Annotated in this window: 19 protein-coding genes and 5 tRNA genes; 20 read left to right on the forward strand and 4 right to left on the reverse strand. The window is 36.2% G+C overall.

Annotation, left to right across the window (positions count from 1 at the left end; translation table 11 throughout):
• The first annotated feature begins 32 nt into the window (after window positions 1-32).
• The 18 genes from dapB (at window position 33) to EL260_RS06700 (ending at window position 12,707) form a co-directional block, all read left to right on the forward strand.
• A complete protein-coding gene (gene dapB / locus EL260_RS06615; protein ID WP_123859439.1) occupies window positions 33-734 on the forward strand; it encodes a 4-hydroxy-tetrahydrodipicolinate reductase in 702 nt (233 codons plus the stop codon).
• A 131-nt stretch (window positions 735-865) separates the two neighbouring features.
• Window positions 866-2,515: a signal peptidase I gene (gene lepB, locus EL260_RS06620; RefSeq protein ID WP_123859440.1), complete on the forward strand. Its 1,650-nt coding sequence runs from the start codon at window positions 866-868 to the stop codon at window positions 2,513-2,515.
• Window positions 2,516-2,572: 57 nt separating this feature from the next.
• Window positions 2,573-3,190 carry a WbqC family protein gene (locus EL260_RS06625; RefSeq protein ID WP_394343539.1) on the forward strand — a complete coding sequence of 206 codons (618 nt, stop codon included), beginning with the start codon at window positions 2,573-2,575 and terminating at the stop codon, window positions 3,188-3,190.
• A gap of 76 nt (window positions 3,191-3,266) precedes the next feature.
• Window positions 3,267-4,940, forward strand: a complete 1,674-nt coding sequence (locus tag EL260_RS06630) for a S8 family serine peptidase (RefSeq protein WP_123859444.1) — start codon at window positions 3,267-3,269, stop codon at window positions 4,938-4,940.
• 226 nt (window positions 4,941-5,166) lie between these two features.
• The gene (locus EL260_RS06635; RefSeq protein ID WP_123859446.1) at window positions 5,167-5,658 is read left to right on the forward strand and encodes a lipocalin family protein; all 492 of its coding nucleotides are present in this window, start codon (window positions 5,167-5,169) and stop codon (window positions 5,656-5,658) included.
• 26 nt (window positions 5,659-5,684) lie between these two features.
• Entirely contained in the window at window positions 5,685-6,374 is a 690-nt protein-coding gene (locus tag EL260_RS06640) for an OmpA family protein (protein ID WP_123859448.1), read from the forward strand.
• 108 nt (window positions 6,375-6,482) lie between these two features.
• The gene (locus EL260_RS06645; protein WP_123859449.1) at window positions 6,483-7,370 is read left to right on the forward strand and encodes a decaprenyl-phosphate phosphoribosyltransferase; all 888 of its coding nucleotides are present in this window, start codon (window positions 6,483-6,485) and stop codon (window positions 7,368-7,370) included.
• The gene (locus tag EL260_RS06650; RefSeq protein ID WP_123859451.1) at window positions 7,367-8,686 is read left to right on the forward strand and encodes an FAD-binding oxidoreductase; all 1,320 of its coding nucleotides are present in this window, start codon (window positions 7,367-7,369) and stop codon (window positions 8,684-8,686) included. The genes EL260_RS06645 and EL260_RS06650 overlap by 4 nt, the downstream gene beginning before the upstream one ends.
• Window positions 8,686-9,411, forward strand: coding sequence for an SDR family NAD(P)-dependent oxidoreductase (locus EL260_RS06655; protein WP_123859453.1), 726 nt, complete (start codon window positions 8,686-8,688; stop codon window positions 9,409-9,411). The genes EL260_RS06650 and EL260_RS06655 overlap by 1 nt, the downstream gene beginning before the upstream one ends.
• Before the next feature lie 4 nt (window positions 9,412-9,415).
• Window positions 9,416-10,003: an HAD family hydrolase gene (locus EL260_RS06660; protein WP_123859454.1), complete on the forward strand. Its 588-nt coding sequence runs from the start codon at window positions 9,416-9,418 to the stop codon at window positions 10,001-10,003.
• A 24-nt stretch (window positions 10,004-10,027) separates the two neighbouring features.
• Window positions 10,028-10,501 (forward strand): hypothetical protein, encoded by a 474-nt coding sequence (locus tag EL260_RS06665; protein WP_123859456.1) that lies wholly within the window; start codon window positions 10,028-10,030, stop codon window positions 10,499-10,501.
• Window positions 10,502-10,503: 2 nt separating this feature from the next.
• Window positions 10,504-11,679 carry a cysteine desulfurase family protein gene (locus EL260_RS06670; protein ID WP_123859458.1) on the forward strand — a complete coding sequence of 392 codons (1,176 nt, stop codon included), beginning with the start codon at window positions 10,504-10,506 and terminating at the stop codon, window positions 11,677-11,679.
• Window positions 11,680-11,760: 81 nt separating this feature from the next.
• Window positions 11,761-12,078 (forward strand): thioredoxin, encoded by a 318-nt coding sequence (gene trxA / locus EL260_RS06675; protein WP_047380983.1) that lies wholly within the window; start codon window positions 11,761-11,763, stop codon window positions 12,076-12,078.
• Between the two features lie 132 nt (window positions 12,079-12,210).
• Window positions 12,211-12,284 (forward strand) — tRNA-Asp (locus tag EL260_RS06680).
• Window positions 12,285-12,315: 31 nt separating this feature from the next.
• A tRNA-Asp gene (locus EL260_RS06685) sits at window positions 12,316-12,389 on the forward strand.
• Window positions 12,390-12,421: 32 nt separating this feature from the next.
• Window positions 12,422-12,495, forward strand: a tRNA-Asp gene (locus EL260_RS06690).
• 32 nt (window positions 12,496-12,527) lie between these two features.
• Window positions 12,528-12,601 (forward strand) — tRNA-Asp (locus EL260_RS06695).
• A 32-nt stretch (window positions 12,602-12,633) separates the two neighbouring features.
• A tRNA-Asp gene (locus tag EL260_RS06700) sits at window positions 12,634-12,707 on the forward strand.
• A 270-nt stretch (window positions 12,708-12,977) separates the two neighbouring features.
• On the opposite strand, the gene EL260_RS06705 is transcribed toward EL260_RS06700, so the two are convergent.
• The 3 genes from EL260_RS06705 to EL260_RS06715 form a co-directional block, all read right to left on the reverse strand.
• The gene (locus EL260_RS06705; RefSeq protein ID WP_123859459.1) at window positions 12,978-14,159 is read right to left on the reverse strand and encodes a phosphatidylinositol-specific phospholipase C domain-containing protein; all 1,182 of its coding nucleotides are present in this window, start codon (window positions 14,157-14,159) and stop codon (window positions 12,978-12,980) included.
• Window positions 14,160-14,176: 17 nt separating this feature from the next.
• A complete protein-coding gene (locus EL260_RS06710; protein WP_123859461.1) occupies window positions 14,177-17,023 on the reverse strand; it encodes a TonB-dependent receptor in 2,847 nt (948 codons plus the stop codon).
• Between the two features lie 136 nt (window positions 17,024-17,159).
• On the reverse strand, window positions 17,160-18,209 hold the full coding sequence (locus EL260_RS06715) for a helix-turn-helix transcriptional regulator (protein WP_123859463.1): 1,050 nt from the start codon (window positions 18,207-18,209) through the stop codon (window positions 17,160-17,162).
• A gap of 1,086 nt (window positions 18,210-19,295) precedes the next feature.
• Between EL260_RS06715 and EL260_RS06720 the strand changes: the two genes are divergently transcribed.
• Both EL260_RS06720 and EL260_RS06725 read left to right on the forward strand, forming a co-directional pair.
• Window positions 19,296-20,054, forward strand: a complete 759-nt coding sequence (locus tag EL260_RS06720; protein ID WP_123859465.1) for a response regulator transcription factor — start codon at window positions 19,296-19,298, stop codon at window positions 20,052-20,054.
• Between the two features lie 111 nt (window positions 20,055-20,165).
• Window positions 20,166-21,209: a L,D-transpeptidase gene (locus EL260_RS06725; RefSeq protein ID WP_185145899.1), complete on the forward strand. Its 1,044-nt coding sequence runs from the start codon at window positions 20,166-20,168 to the stop codon at window positions 21,207-21,209.
• Here EL260_RS06725 and EL260_RS06730 read toward each other — a convergent pair.
• Window positions 21,202-21,729, reverse strand: coding sequence for a hypothetical protein (locus tag EL260_RS06730; RefSeq protein WP_123859467.1), 528 nt, complete (start codon window positions 21,727-21,729; stop codon window positions 21,202-21,204). The two genes, EL260_RS06725 and EL260_RS06730, sit on opposite strands and share 8 nt — an antisense overlap.
• Between the last annotated feature and the right edge of the window lies 1 nt (window position 21,730).

The following is a 21,730-nucleotide window of genomic DNA, read 5'->3' on the forward strand; positions in this document are numbered from 1 at the left end:
TAGAATGTAACAATCAAAATAAAAAAGATTACATGAAAATAGCATTAGTTGGTTACGGTAAAATGGGTAAGATCATTGATGAGATCGCACAGAAAAGAGGTCACGAAGTGGTGGCTCGCCTTAAGGAAACCCCAACTGCTGAAAATCTTAACAATCCAGATGTTGTTATTGAGTTTTCCTTACCGGAAGTTGCCTATGACAATATCAAAGCCTGCCTTGAGAATAAAATTCCGGTAATCTGCGGAACAACAGGATGGCTGGAGAAAAAAGCTGAAATAGAAAAACTTGCTGTAGATAATGATACAGCGTTTTTATATGGTTCAAACTTTAGTTTAGGTGTTAACTTATTTTTTGCTTTAAACGAAAAACTGGCTGATCTCATGAAGAATGTAAATGAATATTCTTGTCAGTTGGAAGAAATTCACCATATCCATAAAAAAGATGCCCCAAGCGGAACAGCAATTTCTATAGCAGAAGGGATCATTAATAACAATCCGAAATTTGACGCCTGGAAACTGGAAGAAACAGAAGGTAAGCAACTGGGGATTTTCGCTGTTCGTGAAGATGAAGTTCCGGGAACTCACAGTGTTTTCTACAGAAGTGAAGTGGATGAAATTGAGATCAAACATACCGCATTCAACCGAAATGGCTTTGCATTAGGAGCAGTAGTCGCTGCCGAATGGATCAAAGATAAAAAAGGAAACTTCGGAATGAAGGATGTTTTAGGGCTTTAATTGTAACAAATTCTGTAAATTGCAGACCAATATGAAAATGATGAATAGTGAATTGTCAATAGCGGAAAAGCTGTTATCATTTATTACTCATCATTTATCATTTATATCATAAGAACAGGCACAAAAAAATTATGAATTATTTTTTAACGTATACAGTGTATGTCCTCATTTTATCAGTATTAATGGGGATTTCAACATGGAAGTTGTTTAAGAAAATGGGGTATAGTCCTTTATTTGCATTTATACCTTTCTATAACTATTTTATCATCTTAAAAGAAACAAAACATCCGAAATGGTGGGCAATCCTTTCGTATCTACCGATTGTAGGGCCAATCATGATGTCTGTTTTCCATCTTTATTTAGTAAAGAAGTTTGGAAAAACGCTTTTCAAGGATCAGATCCTTACAGTGATTCTTCCGTTCATCTACATGGCAACCATCAACTATTCTAAAGATGTGGAATTGGAAGATGAAAATGCAAATGACCTGTTTCTTACTGATGAAGAAAAAGAAGCGAAAAAGAAAGATACATTTCTTGGATCTATTACTTTTGCCGTTGTATTTGCAACGATTATTCACGTTTTTGTAACGCAGCCATTTGGAATTCCTACAGGTTCCATGGAGAGAACCTTATTAGTAGGAGACTTTCTTTTCGTAAACAAATGGAGCTATGGATACAGACTTCCAATGCGTCCTTTAGCGATACCTTTCCTTCAGGGAACGATTATGGATACAGGGCAGAAAGGAAATCCAAAAGATGATCCTAAATCTTATGTAGACGGAGTAAAATTACCTTATACAAGAATTTTACAATTCAATAAGCCGCAGAGAAATGATGTTGTAGTATTCAACTATCCTCAGGATTCAGTTCATACGGCAATCGATAGAAAAGATCCTTATGTAAAAAGATGTGTGGCAACAGCAGGGGATACTTTCGAAATGAGAGCCGGAAGACTTTTCGTCAACGGAAAACCGGAAACAGTTTTAGGAGATCAGGAAGTACAGCATAGATATATTGTAACTACTGATAGCCAGTTAGATATTCCTACATTATACAAAGCTTACGGATTTTTGCCGGTACAAGAAATACAGCAGAATAACGGAGGATTTATTTATGGTTTCCAAGGGCTTACAGATAAGATTGCTAAAGATATTAAAGAGCTTCCTCATGTAGTAGACATGAAAGAAGATGTTTCGGTGAAAGGTGAAGCTGCCATAGCGTATAGAGATGAAGCCAGAACAAAAATTGATACAACACAGTCTATTTTCCCTGTTAATAAACCTTGGAACCAGGATTGGTATGGTCCGGTAAGAATTCCTAAGAAAGGAGATGTGGTAGCTATTAATAACGAAACCCTTCCAATGTTCCAGTGGATTATTTCCGAATATGAGCACAACAGCTTAGAAAAGAAAAACGGGAAAATTTTTATTAACGGAAAAGAAGCCAACCAATATACTATTCAACAGGATTATTATATGATGGTAGGAGACAATAGAGACGCTTCATTAGATGCAAGATTCTTTGGTTTCGTTCCAGAAGAAAATATCGTTGGAAAACCAATGTTTACATGGATGAGTCTTCAAGGAGCTTTTGCAGACAGCAGCTCTACATATCAGGCACCGTTCAAAATCCGTTGGGACAGAATGTTTAAAGCAACCAATACAGGAGAAGCTAATAAAACTTCATACTGGTGGATTGCAGCCATGATTTTAATATTATTCTTCGGTTGGGAGTATTTCGTGAAATTATTCAGAAAGAATAAGACAGAAGACGAACTATAAATAAAATTAAACTTAAAATAGAATGAAGTATTTGAAAAAATACTTCATTTTTGCATTATGAATATGAAGAATGTTTTATTGCCGGTATTTTATATGCCACCGGTTTCATGGTTTTCAGTGTTTTTAGATGCTGAAAATGAAGTTGTATTGGAACAGTTTGAAAATTTCCCGAAACAAACCTATAGAAACAGATCTAATATCTATGGGGCTAATGGGAAATTATCTCTCATTATTCCAATCAACCATAACGGAAAAAGAGAATTTAAAGATATTGAGATTTCTTATAGGGAAGATTGGAGAACTCTTCACTGGAAATCAATTCAGACAGCTTATCAAAGCTCCCCTTACTTTGAGTACTATGAAGATAAGTTCAGAAAGATCTTTGATCTTAAGGAAAAGTTTCTTTTAGATTTTAACCTTAAAGGGTTAGAAGTCATTCAACAGATACTCAAAACAGAAAAGGCACACTCTTTGAATGAAGAATATATCAAAAATCCGGAAGGGATTAGTTTCAGAGAAAAATTTTCTGCAAAACATCCTTCAGAATTTGAGATGGAAAGCTATTATCAGACCTTCTCAGACAAATTAGGATTTTTAAAAGATTTATCGGTTTTGGATCTTATCTGTAACAAAGGTCCTGAATCGCTTGTTTACATAAAAAATATAAAACATTAATATAGGATTGTCACTATCAGTATAGATTACAAAAACAGATGACGGTTGTATATGACTTTAAAACAAATATCAATATATGAAAAAGGTATTATTAGCTGCAGTTTTTTTAACGGGTTTTGGATTCTCCTTTGCACAGGAGTCGAAAGCTAAAAGTGTTGACCCCAATGAAGATAAAAATCTGATGATGTGGTATCACAAAGATTTTGCGACTTCAAAAGTATATGGTGTTAATACTGAAAATGCATATAAATATCTGGAATCAAAAGGATTAAAGCCTAAGACAGTAATCGTTGGAGTTTTGGATAGTGGCGTTCAGGTAGATCATCCGGGATTGGTGAAAAATATGTGGACTAACCCTAATGAAATACCTGGAAACGGTAAAGATGATGATGGAAACGGATATATCGATGATATTCACGGATGGAACTTTATTGGAGGGAAAAATGGTGATATTGACATCGATAATATGGAAGTAACAAGAGTTGTTGCTAAATATAAACCTCTTTTTGAAGGAGATGACTCTGCGAAGAACAAGGCAAATCAGGCTAAAATGCCAGAAGACTTTGCCATGTATATGAAAGCTAAAGATCTTTTCACAAAGAAAAGTGTCGAGTCTCAGCAGAATTTCAGAACATACTCTATGATCAATGAGCTGATCCCTAATATGGTGAAACTACTGGCAGGGAAACCGGTAACTGCTGAAACTATTGCAGCCATTAAAAAGCCTACAGATCAAAAGGATGCCATTGCTTTAGAGATTTTAGGCCAGGTTTCTCAAAATCCTGATTTTAAAGGAAAATCTTCTGCTGAATTTGAAGAGAGGATGAAAAAGGATATGAAAGAGGCCATCGATCATTTTGCACCGGCAGCAAAACAATATGACCTTTCATATGATCCTAGAAAAGAAATAGTAGGAGATAATTATGATGATTATTCTGAAAAGAATTACGGGAACAATCATTATGAAGGACCTGATGCAGAACATGGAACACACGTAGCCGGAATTATTGCAGGACTTCCACAAGGAAAAGAAATCCAACATGGTATTGCTTCAAGAGTGGCTAAAATTATGACTGTAAGAGCCGTTCCTGATGGTGATGAAAGGGATAAAGACGTTGCCAATGCGATCAGATACGCTGTAGATAACGGTGCTAAAATCCTGAACATGAGTTTTGGTAAACCGGTTTCTCCAGGTAAAAATGTAGTTTGGGATGCCTTTAAATATGCCGAAGATAAAGGAGTTCTTTTAGTGAAAGCAGCAGGTAATGAGAATGAAGATGTAGCCGAACATTTAGCATATCCTACCAACTATAAAAATGTTAATGATGACAAACCATTTGTCAATAACGTGATCGTGGTAGGAGCAAGTACAAATAATAACAATGCACTAAGAGCAAGCTTCTCCAACTTCAATAAGAAAATGGTAGATGTTTTTGCTCCGGGAGAAAGAATATATTCAACCGTTAAAGGAAGTAAGTATGAGTATTTGGATGGAACATCTATGGCTTCTCCGGTAGTATCCGGAGCAGCAGCAGTTCTGTTGGCTTATATGCCGAACCTTAAACCTGACCAGATTATTGAAGCATTGAAAAAATCAAGCAATCTGAGTTCAGCTAATGGTTTTACTGATTTTTCTGCTGCAGGAGGAGTTATAGATGTGAAAAAGGCAGCTGAATACGCTTATAATAACTTCTATAGCGGAAGCAAAGTGCCTGTTGTTAAAAAAGCAGCTAAAGCTGTTAAAAAATAATTATTCGTAAATGATTATAATATCCATTTTATGAATGGAATGCTTGGAGACAACTGAGATAAACCGCAATACGACGCTGTTTTGTTTTCTTCAATAAAAATGTTAAAATATTCATTTTTAAATAGCTAATAAAAAAGTCCGAAATTTTTCGGACTTTTTTATTTTTTAAATACAATTTTGGCACGGTTTTTTGTAACTTTAATGTAACAAAATAATAAACAACAAAATGAAAAAGTTACTACTTGCAGGGATGTTAGGAACATCACTTTTTGCAGTGTCTTGTTCCTCTGTGAATAACGCAGCTACATCTCAGAATCAGAGAGCCGACTTTCTTAAATTAAAAGGAGACTGGCAGATTGTGAGCATAGACTACGACAAAGGTTATAAAATTAAGCCTTTTGACGAAGGGGCAGATGCGCAGTGTTTCGTAGGAAGCCACTGGAGATTAATTCCGAACAACTGGACAGGTGCTTATACCCTGAACGGAGGAGGAAGTTGTCCGGCAATTACACAGCCCATCAAGTTTGAAATCAAGAATGGTGATACATTTATGTTTAAAAAAGTTCTTGCAGGTACAAAAGCAAAACAGAATATTGCAGGATATACTTTATCAGTAATTAACCAAAGCACAGATCAGTTTTCTCTTCAGCAAGACGTTCCATTTGAAGGCGGAAATGTAAAAGTAGTTTACAATTTCGAAAGAACTGGAATGAAATAATTTAAATAACATAAAAGATTAAAAAAATGAAATTTACTAAAACATACGTAGGAGCTCTTTTCTTGTCATCAGCATTATTGTTGACAAGTTGTGAAGCGGTTCAGAATTCAAATCACCAACAAAGAGGTACTGCTGTAGGTGTCGCTTCAGGTGCTGTACTGGGAGGTATCCTTGGAAATAATGTAGGAAGAGGAGGTAACGGTGCTATTGGTGCTGTATTAGGTGGTATTATCGGTGGTGTTGCAGGTAACGTTATCGGTAACAAAATGGATAAGCAGGCAAAAGATATTAAAGAAACTTTACCAGGTGCTCAGGTAGAAAGAGTAGGAGATGGTATTAAAGTTACGATGAATGAAAGTATCGTAAACTTCGCTTTCGACTCTTCAAATCTTACTTCTGTAGCGCAAAGTAACTTAGATAAATTAGCTAAAGTATTGGCTGATAATCCTGATACTAACATCAATATCTACGGACACACAGACAGTGTAGGTAAGGATGCTTACAACATGGCTCTTTCTCAAAGAAGAGCAGATGCTGTAAAAGCTTACTTAGTAGGAAAAGGATTGGCAGGAAGCAGAATGTTCACAAAAGGTGAAGGTAAAAATATGCCGGTTGCAAGCAACGATACAGATGAAGGAAGAGCTAAAAACAGAAGAGTTGAATTTGCTATTACTGCAAACGAGAAAATGATTAATGATGCCAAGCAAGGGCAGTAATTAATTTAATATATAAATATTTTCGTAAAAGACCGCCCCGGCGGTTTTTTTTGTATTTTTATACCTGTCAATTTTGAATTTATTATTTTTGTAATTGAAATAACATAAATGAAAAAATATTTAAAGCTGCTCCGGGTGGAGCAATGGGTGAAAAACCTTTTTGTATTTGTCCCTCTATTTTTCTCTGGTAATATTACCAATTTTGATTTACTTACCAAAAGTATCTTTGCTTTTATCATCTTCTCATTTGCAGCAAGTGTTGTTTATATTCTGAATGATTATAATGATATTGAGGCAGATAGGAAACATCCCGAAAAAAGAAGACGCCCGCTGGCGAGTGGTGCCATTTCAAAATCTACAGCAATAGGAATTCTCATTGGACTTCTGATTGCGGATATAGCTTTTGTTGGTTTTGCTCAGCTTTATTTCCATCAGCCGTTATGGAAATTTGCAACGATTATCGCTTTTTATGTAGTGATGAATCTTGCCTATACATTCAGATTAAAACATGTTCCGATCATCGATATTTTTATTATTGCCATAGGATTTGTACTGCGTGTTCTGGCAGGCGGTTACATTACAGGGATCAGTATCTCCCAATGGGCAATTTTATTAACTTTTGTGCTGGCTTTGGTATTAGCCATCGGGAAGAGGAGAGGAGAACTTATTAATGCTCAGGTTTCAGGAAAAACTAGAAAGGCCCTGGATGGTTATAATGTACAGTTTGCTGACATTGCATTATCTATATCCATCACCCTGGCAATTGTTTGTTATCTGATGTTTACCCTTTCACCGGAAGTACAGGCAAGATTCCATGAAAGAGTTTTTTATACAGTAGTTTTTGTTGTATTTGCTCTTTTAAGATATCTGCAGCAGACCCTGGTGTACAACAGAACAGAATCTCCCACAAAAATTGTGTACAGAGACCGTTATATACAGGTTACTTTATTACTTTGGGTGGCCACATTTTTAATTCAAATTTACTTTAAGAAATGAAGCCAAATTTCACACAGAAAGTTACAAACTGGGGCAATTTCCCGGTAGTGGAAAAAGAAATGAGATCTGAGGATAGCTTCAAAAATATAAAAGAGTTCGTACTCAACCACAATGAAGTTATTGCAAGAGGAAACGGAAGATGTTATGGAGATGCCTCATTGGGGGAAAGTATATTTTCCACCAAAAAATTAAATAAATTTATCAGTTTTGATCGTTTGAACGGGATCATAGAATGTGAATCTGGAGTATTGCTTTCGGATGTACTCGAAATATCAGTTCCACAAGGGTATTTCCTCTATGTAACTCCAGGGACAAAATTTGTTTCTGTGGGAGGAGCTATTGCTTCTGATGTACACGGAAAGAATCACCACGCAGAAGGCTGTTTTTCAGAATATGTGATCGAATTTAAACTGATGATTGAGAACGGGGAAATTATTACCTGTTCAAGAGAAGAAAATTCAGAAAAGTTCTGGGCTACGATTGGCGGAATGGGACTTACAGGAATCATTCTGACCGCAAAATTTAAGCTTAAAAATATAGAATCTGCTTATATTCGCCAGGAGAGTATTAAAGCAGACAATCTTGATGAGATTTTTAAGCTGTTTGACGAAAGTGAAAGCTGGACGTATACCGTAGCGTGGATTGATTGCCTTCAGAAAGGAAAAAATATCGGAAGGAGTATTCTGATGAGGGGAGAACATGCTTTCCAGCATGAATTGCCTCAGAGTATGGGAAAAACTCCCTTAAGATTAAAGAAAAAGTTACAGCCTACTGTTCCTTTTTATTTTCCGGGATTTGTATTGAATGCCCTGACGGTAAAGATTTTTAACTGGCTGTATTATAAAAAACAATCCAAAAAAGAAGTTAAGAACTTTATTGATTACGAAACGTTTTTCTATCCTTTGGATGCCATCAATGAATGGAATAAGATCTATGGTAAATCAGGTTTCATACAATATCAGATGGTAATTCCGAAAGAAGCAGGAAAAGAAGGAATGAAGAGAATTCTTGAAACGATTGCTAACAGTGGGAACGGTTCATTCTTAGCCGTATTGAAACTTTTCGGAAAGAATAATCCGGAGGCTTACAATTCTTTCCCTGTGGAAGGGTATACATTGGCACTGGATTTTAAAGTCAATTCAAAACTGAAAAAGCTGGTAGATCAGTTAGATAGTATTGTTCAGGAGTTCGGAGGAAGAATTTATCTTACCAAAGACAGCATGAGCAGATCCTCATTAACTAATTACCTGAAAAATATTCGAAGTCCTAAATTTGTGTCTTTACAGCACAAGAGAATCTTAAACAACAATTCATAATGATAGTTCTGGGAAGTACATCTGAAGTGGCACAGGCTTTTGTGGAAAAAGCACTTCAGGAAGGAGAAAAGTTTGAAAAAATCTATCTTTTTACCTCAAATAGAGAAACTACAGAAAGGTTTGCAAGACATATTGATGTAAAATTTCTGCAGCAGTCCGAAGTAATAGAACTGGATCTGATGAAAGAAATAGATTATAACAGATTTGATTATATCAATTCAAATGTATTATTTTGTGCCGTAGGATATTTAGGCGAAGGAACAGAGGAAGGATTGTATGATAATAAGAATACAGAGCGTATCATTAATATCAATTACTCTAAGCTGATTCCGGTAATGAATTATTTTGCCCATAAATTTGAAAGCAGAAGATCAGGAACAATCATCGGGCTTTCATCAGTGGCAGGAGATCGTGGAAGACAGAGTAATTTTATTTACGGAAGTGCAAAGGCTGCTTTTACAGCATATCTGAGTGGACTCAGAAATTATCTTTTTAGTAAAAAAGTGCATGTACTGACCATAAAACCTGGGTTTATGGCGACTAAAATGACAGAAGGTCTGCCCTTAAATCCTAAATTAACGGCAACGCCCAAGCAGGCAGCAGCTTGTATTTATAAAGCGTTCAAAAAACAGAAGAATGTGGCATATGTTTTGCCGATTTGGAGTATTATCATGATGATTATCAGGAATATCCCTGAGTTTATATTTAAAAAATTAAAGCTTTAAAAAAATGAAAAAGTTGTATTGTTTTGATTTTGACGGAACCCTTACGTATAAGGATACTATGTTTATGTATCTTAAATTTTACGATTCTACAAAATATAGAATACAATTTTTAAAGCATGTACCGCTTTTTATCCTATTGAAGCTTAAATTGGCAGAAACGGAGAAAGTGAAGAAAAGCTTTATCGGATCTATTTTAAAGGGACAGAGTCAGGAAAAAATAGAATTAAAATCCAAACAATTCTTTGAATTGCATTACCCCAAAATTGTAAGGGAAAATGCACTGGATTTTATTCAAAATATCGATAGGGATCATACACAAAGTTTATTGGTAACGGCTTCTTTGGATATTTGGGTAAAACCTTTCGCCGAAGTGTTGAAAATGCAGCTTATTTCTACGCGGGCGGAGTTTAAGAACGGTGTCTTCACAGGAAACTTCATTGGAAAAAATTGCAATGGTAAAGAAAAACTGGTACGAATAAAAGAACAAATTCACGATTCCAGATATGATAAAATTATTGCATTCGGGGATACTTCTGGGGATAAGCCAATGTTGAAGTGGGCAAATGAGGGACATTACCAATTTTTTCACTAATTTTGGGTGATAAAAGTGAAAAAAATGAAAAGTCTGTTAATTGCATGTACAGCCATTCTGATGAGCTGCGCAAGTACAACAACATCTCAACAAAAATTGTCTGATATGCAGCAGAAAGCAGAACTTCTGGTAACCAACTCTCAAGGGGGTGCCGAGCAGCCAGGTTTCAGGATCATTAGAGACGAAAAAGAATACCTTGCTTTGGGAAAAGTAGGTTTTCAAGTTATAGAAGAAGGAAAGGATACTGTATCCAATTATCCGAAATTCCCTAAAGACAAGAAAGTTATTGTATACAATCTTGGGAGTTTCAGATCAGGTAGCCATAGTATCAATGAAATTAAAGGGGTATCTGTAAAGAATAATGTCCTGTATGTAGAAGTACCAGCTGGAGAGCCTTCCGGTGGAATGGAAATTCAGGTGCTTTCCAATCCTTGGTTCGTTTTTGCCGTTCCTGCAAATTACCAGTTTACCTCCGTAGAATTAAAATATTCAAAATAATAATGGATAAAATATATTTAGATAATGCAGCAACCACTCCGCTTGCAGAAGAAGTGATCGATGCAATGGTTGGTACGATGAAGATGAACTTCGGAAATCCGTCTTCAACTCATAGCTTTGGACAGGAAGCCAAAATCCTTATTGAAAATGTAAGAAGACAGGTTGCAGACTATCTTCATGTAACTCCTGCTGAAATCATTTTCACTTCCTGTGGAACAGAATCCAATAATATGATTATCAAATCCTCGGTAGAGCATCTTGGAGTAGAAAGAATCATCAGCTCGCCTTTGGAACATAAATGTGTTTCTGAAAGTATTCTGGATATGAAAGCGAGAAAAGGAGTAGAAGTAAATTATATCCGCCCTAATGAAAAAGGAGATATTGATCTTAATAAATTAGAAGAATTATTAAAAGCTTCAGATAAAAAGACTTTGGTAAGTTTAATGCATGCCAATAATGAGATTGGTAACCTTATGGATCTTAAAAAAGTAGCTGAGCTTTGTAAAGAGCACAAAGCCCTTTTCCATTCGGATACGGTACAGACGATGGCTCACATGAATCTTGATTTCTCAGATATTCCTGTAGATTTCGCTTCATGTAGTGCGCACAAGTTTCATGGACCAAAAGGTTCAGGCTTTGCTTACATCAGAAAATCAACAGGTTTAAAAGGAATTATTACCGGAGGACCTCAGGAAAGAAGTCTGAGAGCAGGAACTGAAAATGTTTGTGGTATTGTAGGATTGGGTAAAGCTTTAGAGCTTTCTCTGGATCATATGAACGAATATACCCAGCATATGCAGGAAATCAAGGATTACACTATTGAAAGATTATCTGCTGAAGTTAGAGGGATAAAATTCAATGGAAGGAGTGCTGAAAAAGAAAACAGTCTTTATACGGTTTTAAGTGCATTATTACCTTATAAAAACCCATTAATTGGTCTTCAACTGGATATGAAAGGAATTGCTATTTCTCAGGGAAGTGCATGTTCTTCCGGAGCTTCCAAGCCTTCAATGGTGATGATGATGGTCCTTTCTGAGGACGAAATGGATCATTGTACACCGTTACGTATTTCTTTTAGTCATATGACTACAAAGGCTGATATAGACGCATTAGTAGATGCTTTAAAAGAGATTTCAAAAGACTATGCTATAGAAAAAACTAATGTTGAGCATAGATAGGCTTATGATGTAAAAGTCGTAATTTTGAACACTCAATAGAATTGAAAAGAAAATAATATTAATTAAAATAAAAGAAACAAAATGGCTTTAGAAATTACAGACAGCTCATTCCAGGATACGGTTTTAAAATCAGATAAACCAGTTTTAGTAGACTTCTGGGCAGTATGGTGTGGACCTTGCAGAACGTTAGGACCAATCATCGAGGAAGTAGCATCAGATTTTGAAGGGAAAGCAATAGTAGGGAAAGTGGATGTAGACAACAACCAGGAGATTTCAATGCAGTATGGTATTAGAAATATCCCTACCGTTCTTATTTTTAAGAACGGAGAAGTAGTAGATAAATTAGTAGGTGTGGCTCCAAAAGAGGTAATCGCTGAAAAACTAAGCGCTCACTTATAAAAAAATAAGTTTGATAATGAATGCCTTCCACGATTGGGAGGCATTTTTTTTGAAAATAATTTGCAGGTAATAAAAAAAGGTGTAATTTTGCAACCACGAAAAAGAAACGACGTTCTTTCACAAAAAAAACATGATCCGGTAGTTCAGCTGGTTAGAATGCCGCCCTGTCACGGCGGAGGTCGCGGGTTCGAGTCCCGTCCGGATCGCATAAAGTTTTTTCATTACTTTTAAAAAAATGATCCGGTAGTTCAGCTGGTTAGAATGCCGCCCTGTCACGGCGGAGGTCGCGGGTTCGAGTCCCGTCCGGATCGCAGAAGTTTTCTCAATTTCTTTTAAAAAAATTGATCCGGTAGTTCAGCTGGTTAGAATGCCGCCCTGTCACGGCGGAGGTCGCGGGTTCGAGTCCCGTCCGGATCGCAGAAGTTTTCTCAATTTCTTTTAAAAAAATTGATCCGGTAGTTCAGCTGGTTAGAATGCCGCCCTGTCACGGCGGAGGTCGCGGGTTCGAGTCCCGTCCGGATCGCAGAAGTTTTCTCAATTTCTTTTAAAAAAATTGATCCGGTAGTTCAGCTGGTTAGAATGCCGCCCTGTCACGGCGGAGGTCGCGGGTTCGAGTCCCGTCCGGATCGCAAAAAGTCTTCTAGAAATAGAAGACTTTTTTTGTTTTATACCCTCATAGTTTTGGTTACCTGGAGTTTTGATATATTCTTTAAAGACTTTTGTCTTACAGGAAATCCAAGCAATTAAAATGATAAGAATTGGGGAGGGGAAACTTATTATAACTTTGCATACAAATGCTTCAAACGATTAAAGAAGGTCAGATTATCTCCGATAACAATAAAATATAAAAAATTCCAGCAATAAATTAAAACCGGTTCTGGAACAGAACCGGTTTTAATTTACTTACATGAAGTATTGACAGGATTATTAAAATAGTCTTTTCCCTGAGGAGGCTGTACAAAATAAGGAGTACCGTAAGTATTTCCCGGATGAAAAAAATCGGTAGAAATAATCTGTGCACCGCTGCTAAAGGCTGCTTTGGACCGGGTAAAATCATTGACCTTGGCTTCATAGGTCTCAATATCTGACCTTGTTCTTACGATGTACCCCTGCTTTACCAGTTCCTGAATTTCTTTTTGCCTAACAATGGCATTATCCCGTAATATGAAACCAGCGAAAGAATCATCGGGTTCACTGTTCAGAAACATGACTCTTTCTTTTAATGAGTCATTGATGAGATAAGGATTGTTTTTAGAGGATAAGGTTCCTGCACTTCCGGGTAGCAGCATAAAGATGAATTTCCCTTTGCTGTCATTCAGTTTTGGCCAGTTATTATGGGTAACTGCTTCTTTTAATGTGCTGTATTTTCCCTGGACTTCTTTTGGGGTAATGATTTTATCCTTTCCCAAATATTTTACAATTTCAGCATCCAGATCATCGTAAGCCTTTTTATCAAATGGTAAAACCTTCGTGCTGTTTTCAAGAATAGGAAATCCTGAATCTTTTGCTTCAATCATCATAAAAACCGGAGTATGCCCTAGATGTTGATCAGACCATATTTTAAGAGTAGTAAGTGCGTCTTTTAAAGTGGGATAATGAGTTCTGAAATCAATATCAGCCATGTGCAATACTTTAAACCCAGGCTGATCCAGTCCTTGGGTATTGAAAGGAGCTAAATCTGTTATTCCTTTTGCTTTTAAAGCTTCATATGAGGCAGGATGACTGAATCTGTTACCTTCCGGATCATAATAAACGTCTATCTCCAAGCCGCGAAGATTAGCGTTGAGTTGTTCTGTGAAATCCGGATGGTTGTAGTTCAATCCTTCTTTTATATCCATTCCGTTAGGGTGATATTCTTTGAACTTTGCTTTTTGCTCTTCAGACATCATGCTATCATATTTTTGCATCATTCCTTTAATGATTGGATTCACCATATCCAATACTTTGGGATCTGCCGGTTGAGCATATGAATTGTGAGTTCCCACAATCTGCAATTGGTTGATCGCTGGATTTTTACATTGATTCTGTGCCTGTAATAATGCTGTCATACAAAATGCAGCACCAAATATATACTTTTTCATTGATGAATAAATTTTAATTAGAAGTTGTAAGTGAATCCTATTTGTCCACGCATTCCTGAGTAGGAAATATTCTCTACACGGTCTTTGGTACCCATATAATAGCGGTTGGGTTCATTGAAAATATTGTTAAGCTCCAAAAATAACCGGACTTTCTTTGAAATACTATATGAGGTAGAAAGATCTATTGTAAAGTTTTTATCGAAGTATTGGTAGTGATCTGCGCCTGCTGCAGCCCTGATTTCACTTACATAGTTCCCTTTATAGTTCCCTGCAATCCGAAGCATCAGTTTACTGGTTTCGTAAAACAAGATGGTATTGAAAATATGTTTAGCCTGGTTGGGGATTGTAGTGGACATGGTACCTGTCTGCTGACCGTTTTCATAGATTGGCATATTCATCCTGGAAGAGATGTAGGTATAGTTCCCTTCAAAACCTAAATTTTTCAAAAATCCAGGCAGGTTTTCAAAACGTTTGGAAATTCCAAACTCAAAACCAAATAATGTAGCTCCTTCCAGGTTTTTAGGAGCAGTAAAAGTGTAAGTTCTGCCTCCAATATCTGTTACTGACTGATCTTTATAAATGAGATTGGTGATGTCTTTGTAGAACACTCCTGCGGTAATCAGATCCAGTTTTCCAAAATAATTCTCGAACATAAGATCAAAGTTGTTGGAAAATGTAGGATCAAGTTTAGTATTTCCCTGAGTGATGGTGTTGGTGATATCATTAACGATGGTTCCGGGATTCAGGTCATTGAAATCAGGTCTTGCAAAAGAACGGGTGTAAGCTAGTCTTAGAATCCGATCATTGCTGATATTCCATTTCAAATTAACCATAGGAAGCACTACATTGTAGGTTTTACTGTCTTTAATATCTTCCGTTTTATTATCCTTGTCTGAAACTACTTTTTTACCCCAGAATGTAATGTCATTATATTCATTTCTGAAACCTCCCAATACCTGAAGCTGATTGGTCACTTTCCAGGTTCCCATCATATAAGCTGCCCATACATTTTCAGTTCCTCGGTAAGAACTCGTGATATTGGAACTACTGTCTTTGCTACTTACTTGCATCAGTCCTAAACTATTCTGTGTCGCGGGATTGTACATCTGATCGATCTGTCCGTTGGTAATCTGATTAATAATAGCTGAGTTATAAGGACTTCCAAGAGGATTCATGAAACCACCTCTGTAAGGAAAAGCTTCACGTTCAAGTTGATTGATATAAGTTACAGGAGTTCCGGGAATTCCAAGAGAGGATTTAGGCATCCATACCAGTAAAGAACTGTCTACATTTTTGTTCTTATTGTTGTATTTTGTTCCAAATTTAAGCTCAAAATTATCGGATACTTTATACTTTAAATCTACCTGTCCTCTAAGATCTGTTTCGCTGTTGTGGTTCTTACTGAGGATGATTTGGTTTAATCTTAATTGATCTGCTGCTATAGTCTGTTGGTTATAAGGTAAAGTGAAGCTTCCGGTATCTCCAACACCTTCTGGAGCATCCATTGCCAGATATTTTCTTCCATCTGCAGAAAGGTTTCCGTAGGTCATAGGTTGTATAAAATTGACCATAGGATAACCTCTTTCATTTTTGTCCAGATTTTCCGGAGAATTGAATCTGAACTCTGAACGTGCTTTGGATAAGGACCAGTTTACTTCCAGACGCTGTCCTACCTGATGATTTCCACCCAGTTGCATAGAATACAGATCGGTAAGGTAATCCGCATGGCGTGCTTGAAGCGTTACATTTTTATTGTCAAAATTAAAATAGGTTTCCCTTACAGATTGACCATCTTTATATTGGCTGTATAAGCCTTTAAAATAGAGTTTATTCCTGCTGTTTATTTCATAATCCAATCCCATATTAAATCCGAGTGTTCTCCGGTTGGCTAAATAATCGCGAACCTGCAGCTGATTGATAGAGTAGGAGGCTGTTTTATCTTTCAGTCCGTAGTTAAAAATATTTCTCATTTGATCTATAGCGGTAGAGCGCTCCCAGATCACAGCAGAAGAGATAAATTTCAGTTTATTGGTAATCTTGTTTCCGTAGACAATAGAGGAATTATACGTTGGCGATTTTGACATATTAACATACCCGGAAGACATACTGATCGCTAGAATTTCCTTATTGGGAGAGGTTTTGGTAATGAAATCTACATTTCCGCCAATAGCATCTCCATCCAAATCCGGAGTTAAAGCTTTAGATAAGCGAACATTCTGAATAAGTTCTGATGGGAAAATATCCATTTGCACCCCGCGATTGGCATTATCTCCGCTCGCACTAGGCATTCTGTTGCCATTTAAAGTAGAAGCTGTCCATTGTATAGGTGTTCCCCTTACAGCCACAAAGCGTCCTTCCCCCATATCACGCTCAATGGATACTCCCTGCATCCTTTGTACGGCATCTGCTGCATTACGATCCGGAAGTTTTCCAATGGCATCAGCAGAAAGAACTTCCGTGATGGTATTAGAATTTTTCTTCATCGTGATGGCTCTGGCTTGCGAGGCTTTGTAAACACTGGTAACCACTACTTCCTGAATACTGTTTTCCTTAAGTCTGGCTCCGAATTTAACCAATCCAAGATCAACTTCCTTTTTGTCTGCTACGTTAAAAGGAATGTAAACGGTATCATATCCTTTGTATTCTACAACAAGGTTGTAGTTGCCATCATGAATATTATTCAGAACAAAAGATCCATCAGTATTGGAGGTAACCTTTTGACTGCTATTCTCAATATATACCAAGGCATTGGGTAGGTTTCCCTGGCTGTCTACTACAGTTCCGTGAACTGAGGTTTGTGCAAAGGCGAAAGGGCCCAAAAGAAAAAATGCTGCTTTTGTTAGAAAAAGACTTTCTCGTGACATCTTAGTGAAATTTTATGCAAAGATGCCCGCTCGCCAAACAGTTTTAGTTCATTTAAATTTCAGACTACTATTTCTGTTGAGTTCGAGGTGAACTGTTTTGTAAATCAATAGGTTACTAATATTAAATAATTGTAACTTAATGGATGAGCTGAGAAGGCAGACAATCAAATTCTTTCTTAAAATATTTATAAAAAGTTGATTTGGACTTAAAGCCACATTGAAATGCAAGATCAATGACACTTGCAGAAGGATCTTCCGATAAAATCTGTTTAAAATGTTGGATACGGTTTCTGTTGGTATATTCGTGGAAGTTGGTATTGAGGTGTTTATTAAAGGTAATACTTAAATCGGATTTGCTTATTTTTAAATGGCTGGAAAGCTGATCGAGAGTAAACTCTTCATCAAGATACTCGTTACTTTCCTTATAAAAGGTAACAACGGCATTTTGTACTGTCTCAAAATCTATTTTTGAAAGGTCCTTATACAGATAGGTTTCTTTAGGAGCAGAAAAATGAGATCTATTCTGTTGTTCCAAAATTCTGTGCTGGTACGTTAAAATATAAACATACAAAATCCATCCAAATTGGAAAAGGAATAGTAAACTGTATATCTTCTGATAGATCAGTGTATCCCAGCCCAGTTGATAAACCGTCCAAAAAATTAATACTCCCATTAATACATAATAAACCAGATAACGAAAATTACTGGCTACTGGATGAGTAATGTTTTTACGGTATTTGGTCAGGAAATAAATACAGGTAGCAAGACATGCCAACCAATAATAGCTATAGTATGCAAAATAAACCTGGTAGGATTTTATGGCCATATCCGCCCAGGATAAATCAAAGATTTTTGCTGTCAAAGCAATGGCATGATGAACAACCACTAATGTGAGTGGAGCGATGAGGTATTTAAGTCGGTCTCTCCATTTTGCATGAATTAAGTAGGTGGTAATATATAGAAAAATGAGTCCTTTAAACACGCGTAGACTTCCAGGAATTTCATACAGAACAGATTCATAGCCGAATCTTTGAATAATGAAATATTCATAGCCCATATCCAATGCTACCACGCCGATATACAATAACAACATATTCAGAACAGATTCCCTGTTTTTAATGAGATAGAGTAATAGAGTGAGGGTGATAAGTGCCTGTAGTACAACTACCATAATGATGTATAACATGATAACTGATATTTTGTCAAAATTATAGATAATATGAGCATGGTATCTTTAACAAATTATTAAATATCAATCAGAAAACGAATGGAATAGGATTTTTGTAAATCGAATAGTTATTATTACTTTAGTATTTAAAGCAAAATTTAATGTCAAAAAATAAATATATTCTATTATCAATAGTGAAAACCTGGTTGATCTCAACGGTCATTTCAATGATTCTTCTCATTGTATTTATGACATTAACCAGAGAACATGTGAGAGAGCATCCAAGAAATTGCGATATGAGTGGGCTGGTGTACGGAATTACTATATTTTGGATATTGTTCATGAGTATAATATCATTCAGCAGCTTATTATCCCTTTTGCAACCATTTCAGTCTAAGGTAAAATCAGGTTTATGCTGGTTTTTCTTTCCGATACTTTCTCTTGGATATTATTTCTTTCAGATAGGAGAGCCAAAAATTAATGGGGAGATGATTTTGCTTTTTTTAATAATGAATTTGCCCTGGTTTACACTTTGGATATTTTATTATTCTAAATTCAGAACTCTTTACTTTAATCAGAAAAGTCACTAATAAGATAATAGGGTGCTTACTTCTCATTTGTATCATTGAGAGATAAGACGAGATAAAAAAAATTACTGTCTGATAGGACAGTAATAGTAAAAATCAGTGATAGGGTGGTTTGATCAGTTTGTAATTTAAAGCAGAGATTTATGCTGTTTAAAAGGCTGATCGTTGATGTTGCTTTTGATTCGGTCAATTATTTAATATTTAGTCTGAATTAGGTGTCATTGTCTGAGTTATTTTACGATAAAAACTTGACGAATCAACTTTGTTTGGACCGAATTTTTGGCAACTTCTATATCATGGTTATTGATGACATGTTGGATTGCTTTTTCTGATTGCTTGTATACTGTATTTCAGAATCCATCCTAATGATGGTATTTCTGAAAAAGGTACAACCATGCAAATCGTTTGCAAATCTATATCACAGCATTTTGAGAATTGCTACACTTTTGTGTAGATTTGTAGTATAAAAGCTAAAAACTATCCTTTAGTGTAGTAGTGAGAAAAGCTTTTAAAAAATATGGAACAGATTAAAAGATTTTTTAACGAAAAAAATGAGGTCAGTAAAGATGCTGACATTGATTTCAGTCAGGACGCGGATTATCTTGAGGCTGTAAAAGCACTTGCCAGAACCACCTATCAAAGTCTGTATGTTATCAATTATCAAACCAGAGGATTTGAATATGTTTCGGAAAATCCTCTTTTTTTGTGTGGTAAAACCTCAGAAGAAGTAAAGAATCTTGGCTATGCATTCTATTTTCAGAATGTGAAACCGGAGGACGTAGAAATGCTGATTAAAATCAATGAAGCAGGATTTAAATTTTATGATAAGATTCCGATAGAGGATAGGAAGCTATATTCTATTTCCTATGACTTCAATCTTATCAATAGTAAAAAGAATATGATTCTGGTTAATCATAAGCTTGCCCCTATGTTTCTTACTGAAGATGGGCAGGTTTGGAAAGCTTTATGCGCTGTTTCCCTTTCTAATAATACTTCTTCCGGGAATGTAGTCCTTAGTAAGGAAGGCTCTGATGAAATTTGGAAATACGATCTTACAGCAGATAAATGGGAGAAAAGTGAAAAGATAAAATTATCTTCGAGAGAATATGAAATCTTAAGCTTGTATACCAGTGGCCATACAATCAGTGAAATTGCAGATAAACTTTTTATTACGGCAGATACTGTGAAATTTCATCGCAAAAAACTTTTTGAAAAAATTGGAGTAAGCAATATTGCAGAGGCTTTATCCTATGCTAAAACCAATAAGCTGCTTTAAAAAAATCTTGAATCACCGTTTTTTTACGGTATTTTTCATAATGTCTTTTAGGATTCAATTTTAGGTCTGATATTTGTACTGGGTAGCCAAACTAAATGACCTATTTTATTTATGAAGAACATATCTGTGAAAAAATCATTTCTATACGCCTGTTTATGCGCGCTATTCCTTGTTTCCTGTAAAAAAGAAATAGAAAAGATCAGCGATACTTTTAAAGATACTGTTTCTGCTTCCGAAACTCCGGAAACAGAAAAAGACTCTATAAAGAAAGATTCGGTGCCTGTGGTTAAAAAAGAATCAGCTCCTCCCATGATGCAGGAGAACGGTTTTTATAATGCCTTCGTCCTTCCAAAAGATAAAAAAATGCGGGATTCTGTATATGCAGCATTCAGTAAAAAGTATAACGAGAAGGAACGTACCGCAATTTTAGCATTAAACAGACTAGACTCTAAAAGCAAATGGAATGCTGATACCTTAGTTGTTCCAGCTAAAATAGATACCACTTTGATGGCGTATTCTCCGTTTCCTATGCAGCTTGATGTGTTAAGTGGTGTGAAAAAATTCGTAATATTTTCTTATCCAATTCAAGCTTATGCAGTATATTCTAACGGAGGCCTTGTGAAATGGGGACCAACCAGTATGGGTAAAAAGGCTGCGCAAACAACCAGAGGACTTACTTTTGCCAACTGGAAAAAGAAACTGTCTATTTCTACAGTAAGCAGTGAATGGAAACTTCCTTACAATTTTAATATCCATAACATAGGGGGAATCGGATGGCACGAATATACACTTCCTGGATATCCTGCATCACACTCGTGTTTAAGACTATTAAGAAAAGATGCACAATGGCTGTATTCTTATGCTGATACATGGATACTGAATCCAGGGGGTGCTACTACAAAGGCGAGAGGCACAGCAGTAATGGTATTTGGTGATTATAATTGGGGCGGAAGAAGACCATGGAAAAAGCTTCTAAATGATCCCAATGCCAACAATATATCTGTTGAGGAGCTTACTAAATTATTGGAACCGGATGTTCCTAAAATGCTAAAGGAACAGGCTAACAGAGAAAAAGTATCCGATTCCATTAAAACAGCAAAAGCAATGGCTACTCCTATTCAGAATGAAAGAGCTACAGATACTCTGTCTAAATAATCTTCTTCTCAAACTGTAAAGTAGATTCTTCAGCAAACTGTCTTAACTTCAGCATTTCATCTTTTCCTTTATGCTGTCCGAATCTTGCGGCAATATAAGTAAGAAAAATAAAAAATAACATGATAAAAGAAGCGCTCAGTGCCCAAGGGTATTCGGCGCTTTTTATTTGTTTTTCCACATAATACATAGTAAAGAAGGTCATCCAAAGAATGGAAAAGGAAAAATAAAGAAACATGAAGAATGTCCACACAGCGGAACTAGGGCCAAAAACACCTCGTATCACTGCTTCATCATCTTCTATTTCGATGCGTAAAGCAAGACGTGGTTTCCAGTAATTGTCATATTTTGTTTCCACCCAGATGGTCGCAACTTCTTTATTGATGTTGCCGGAAAATTCATTTTTATGTTCAGCGAGATATTTTTTCAGATTTTCAGCATACTCTTCCTTGGTAAGATGAGTAAACATCTTAAATCTTGGTCGCGTTCTTATTCTGTCTAAGGTAGTTTCTTCAGTTGTCATA

It is taken from the genome of Chryseobacterium nakagawai, from assembly GCF_900637665.1.
Classification (GTDB): domain Bacteria; phylum Bacteroidota; class Bacteroidia; order Flavobacteriales; family Weeksellaceae; genus Chryseobacterium; species Chryseobacterium nakagawai.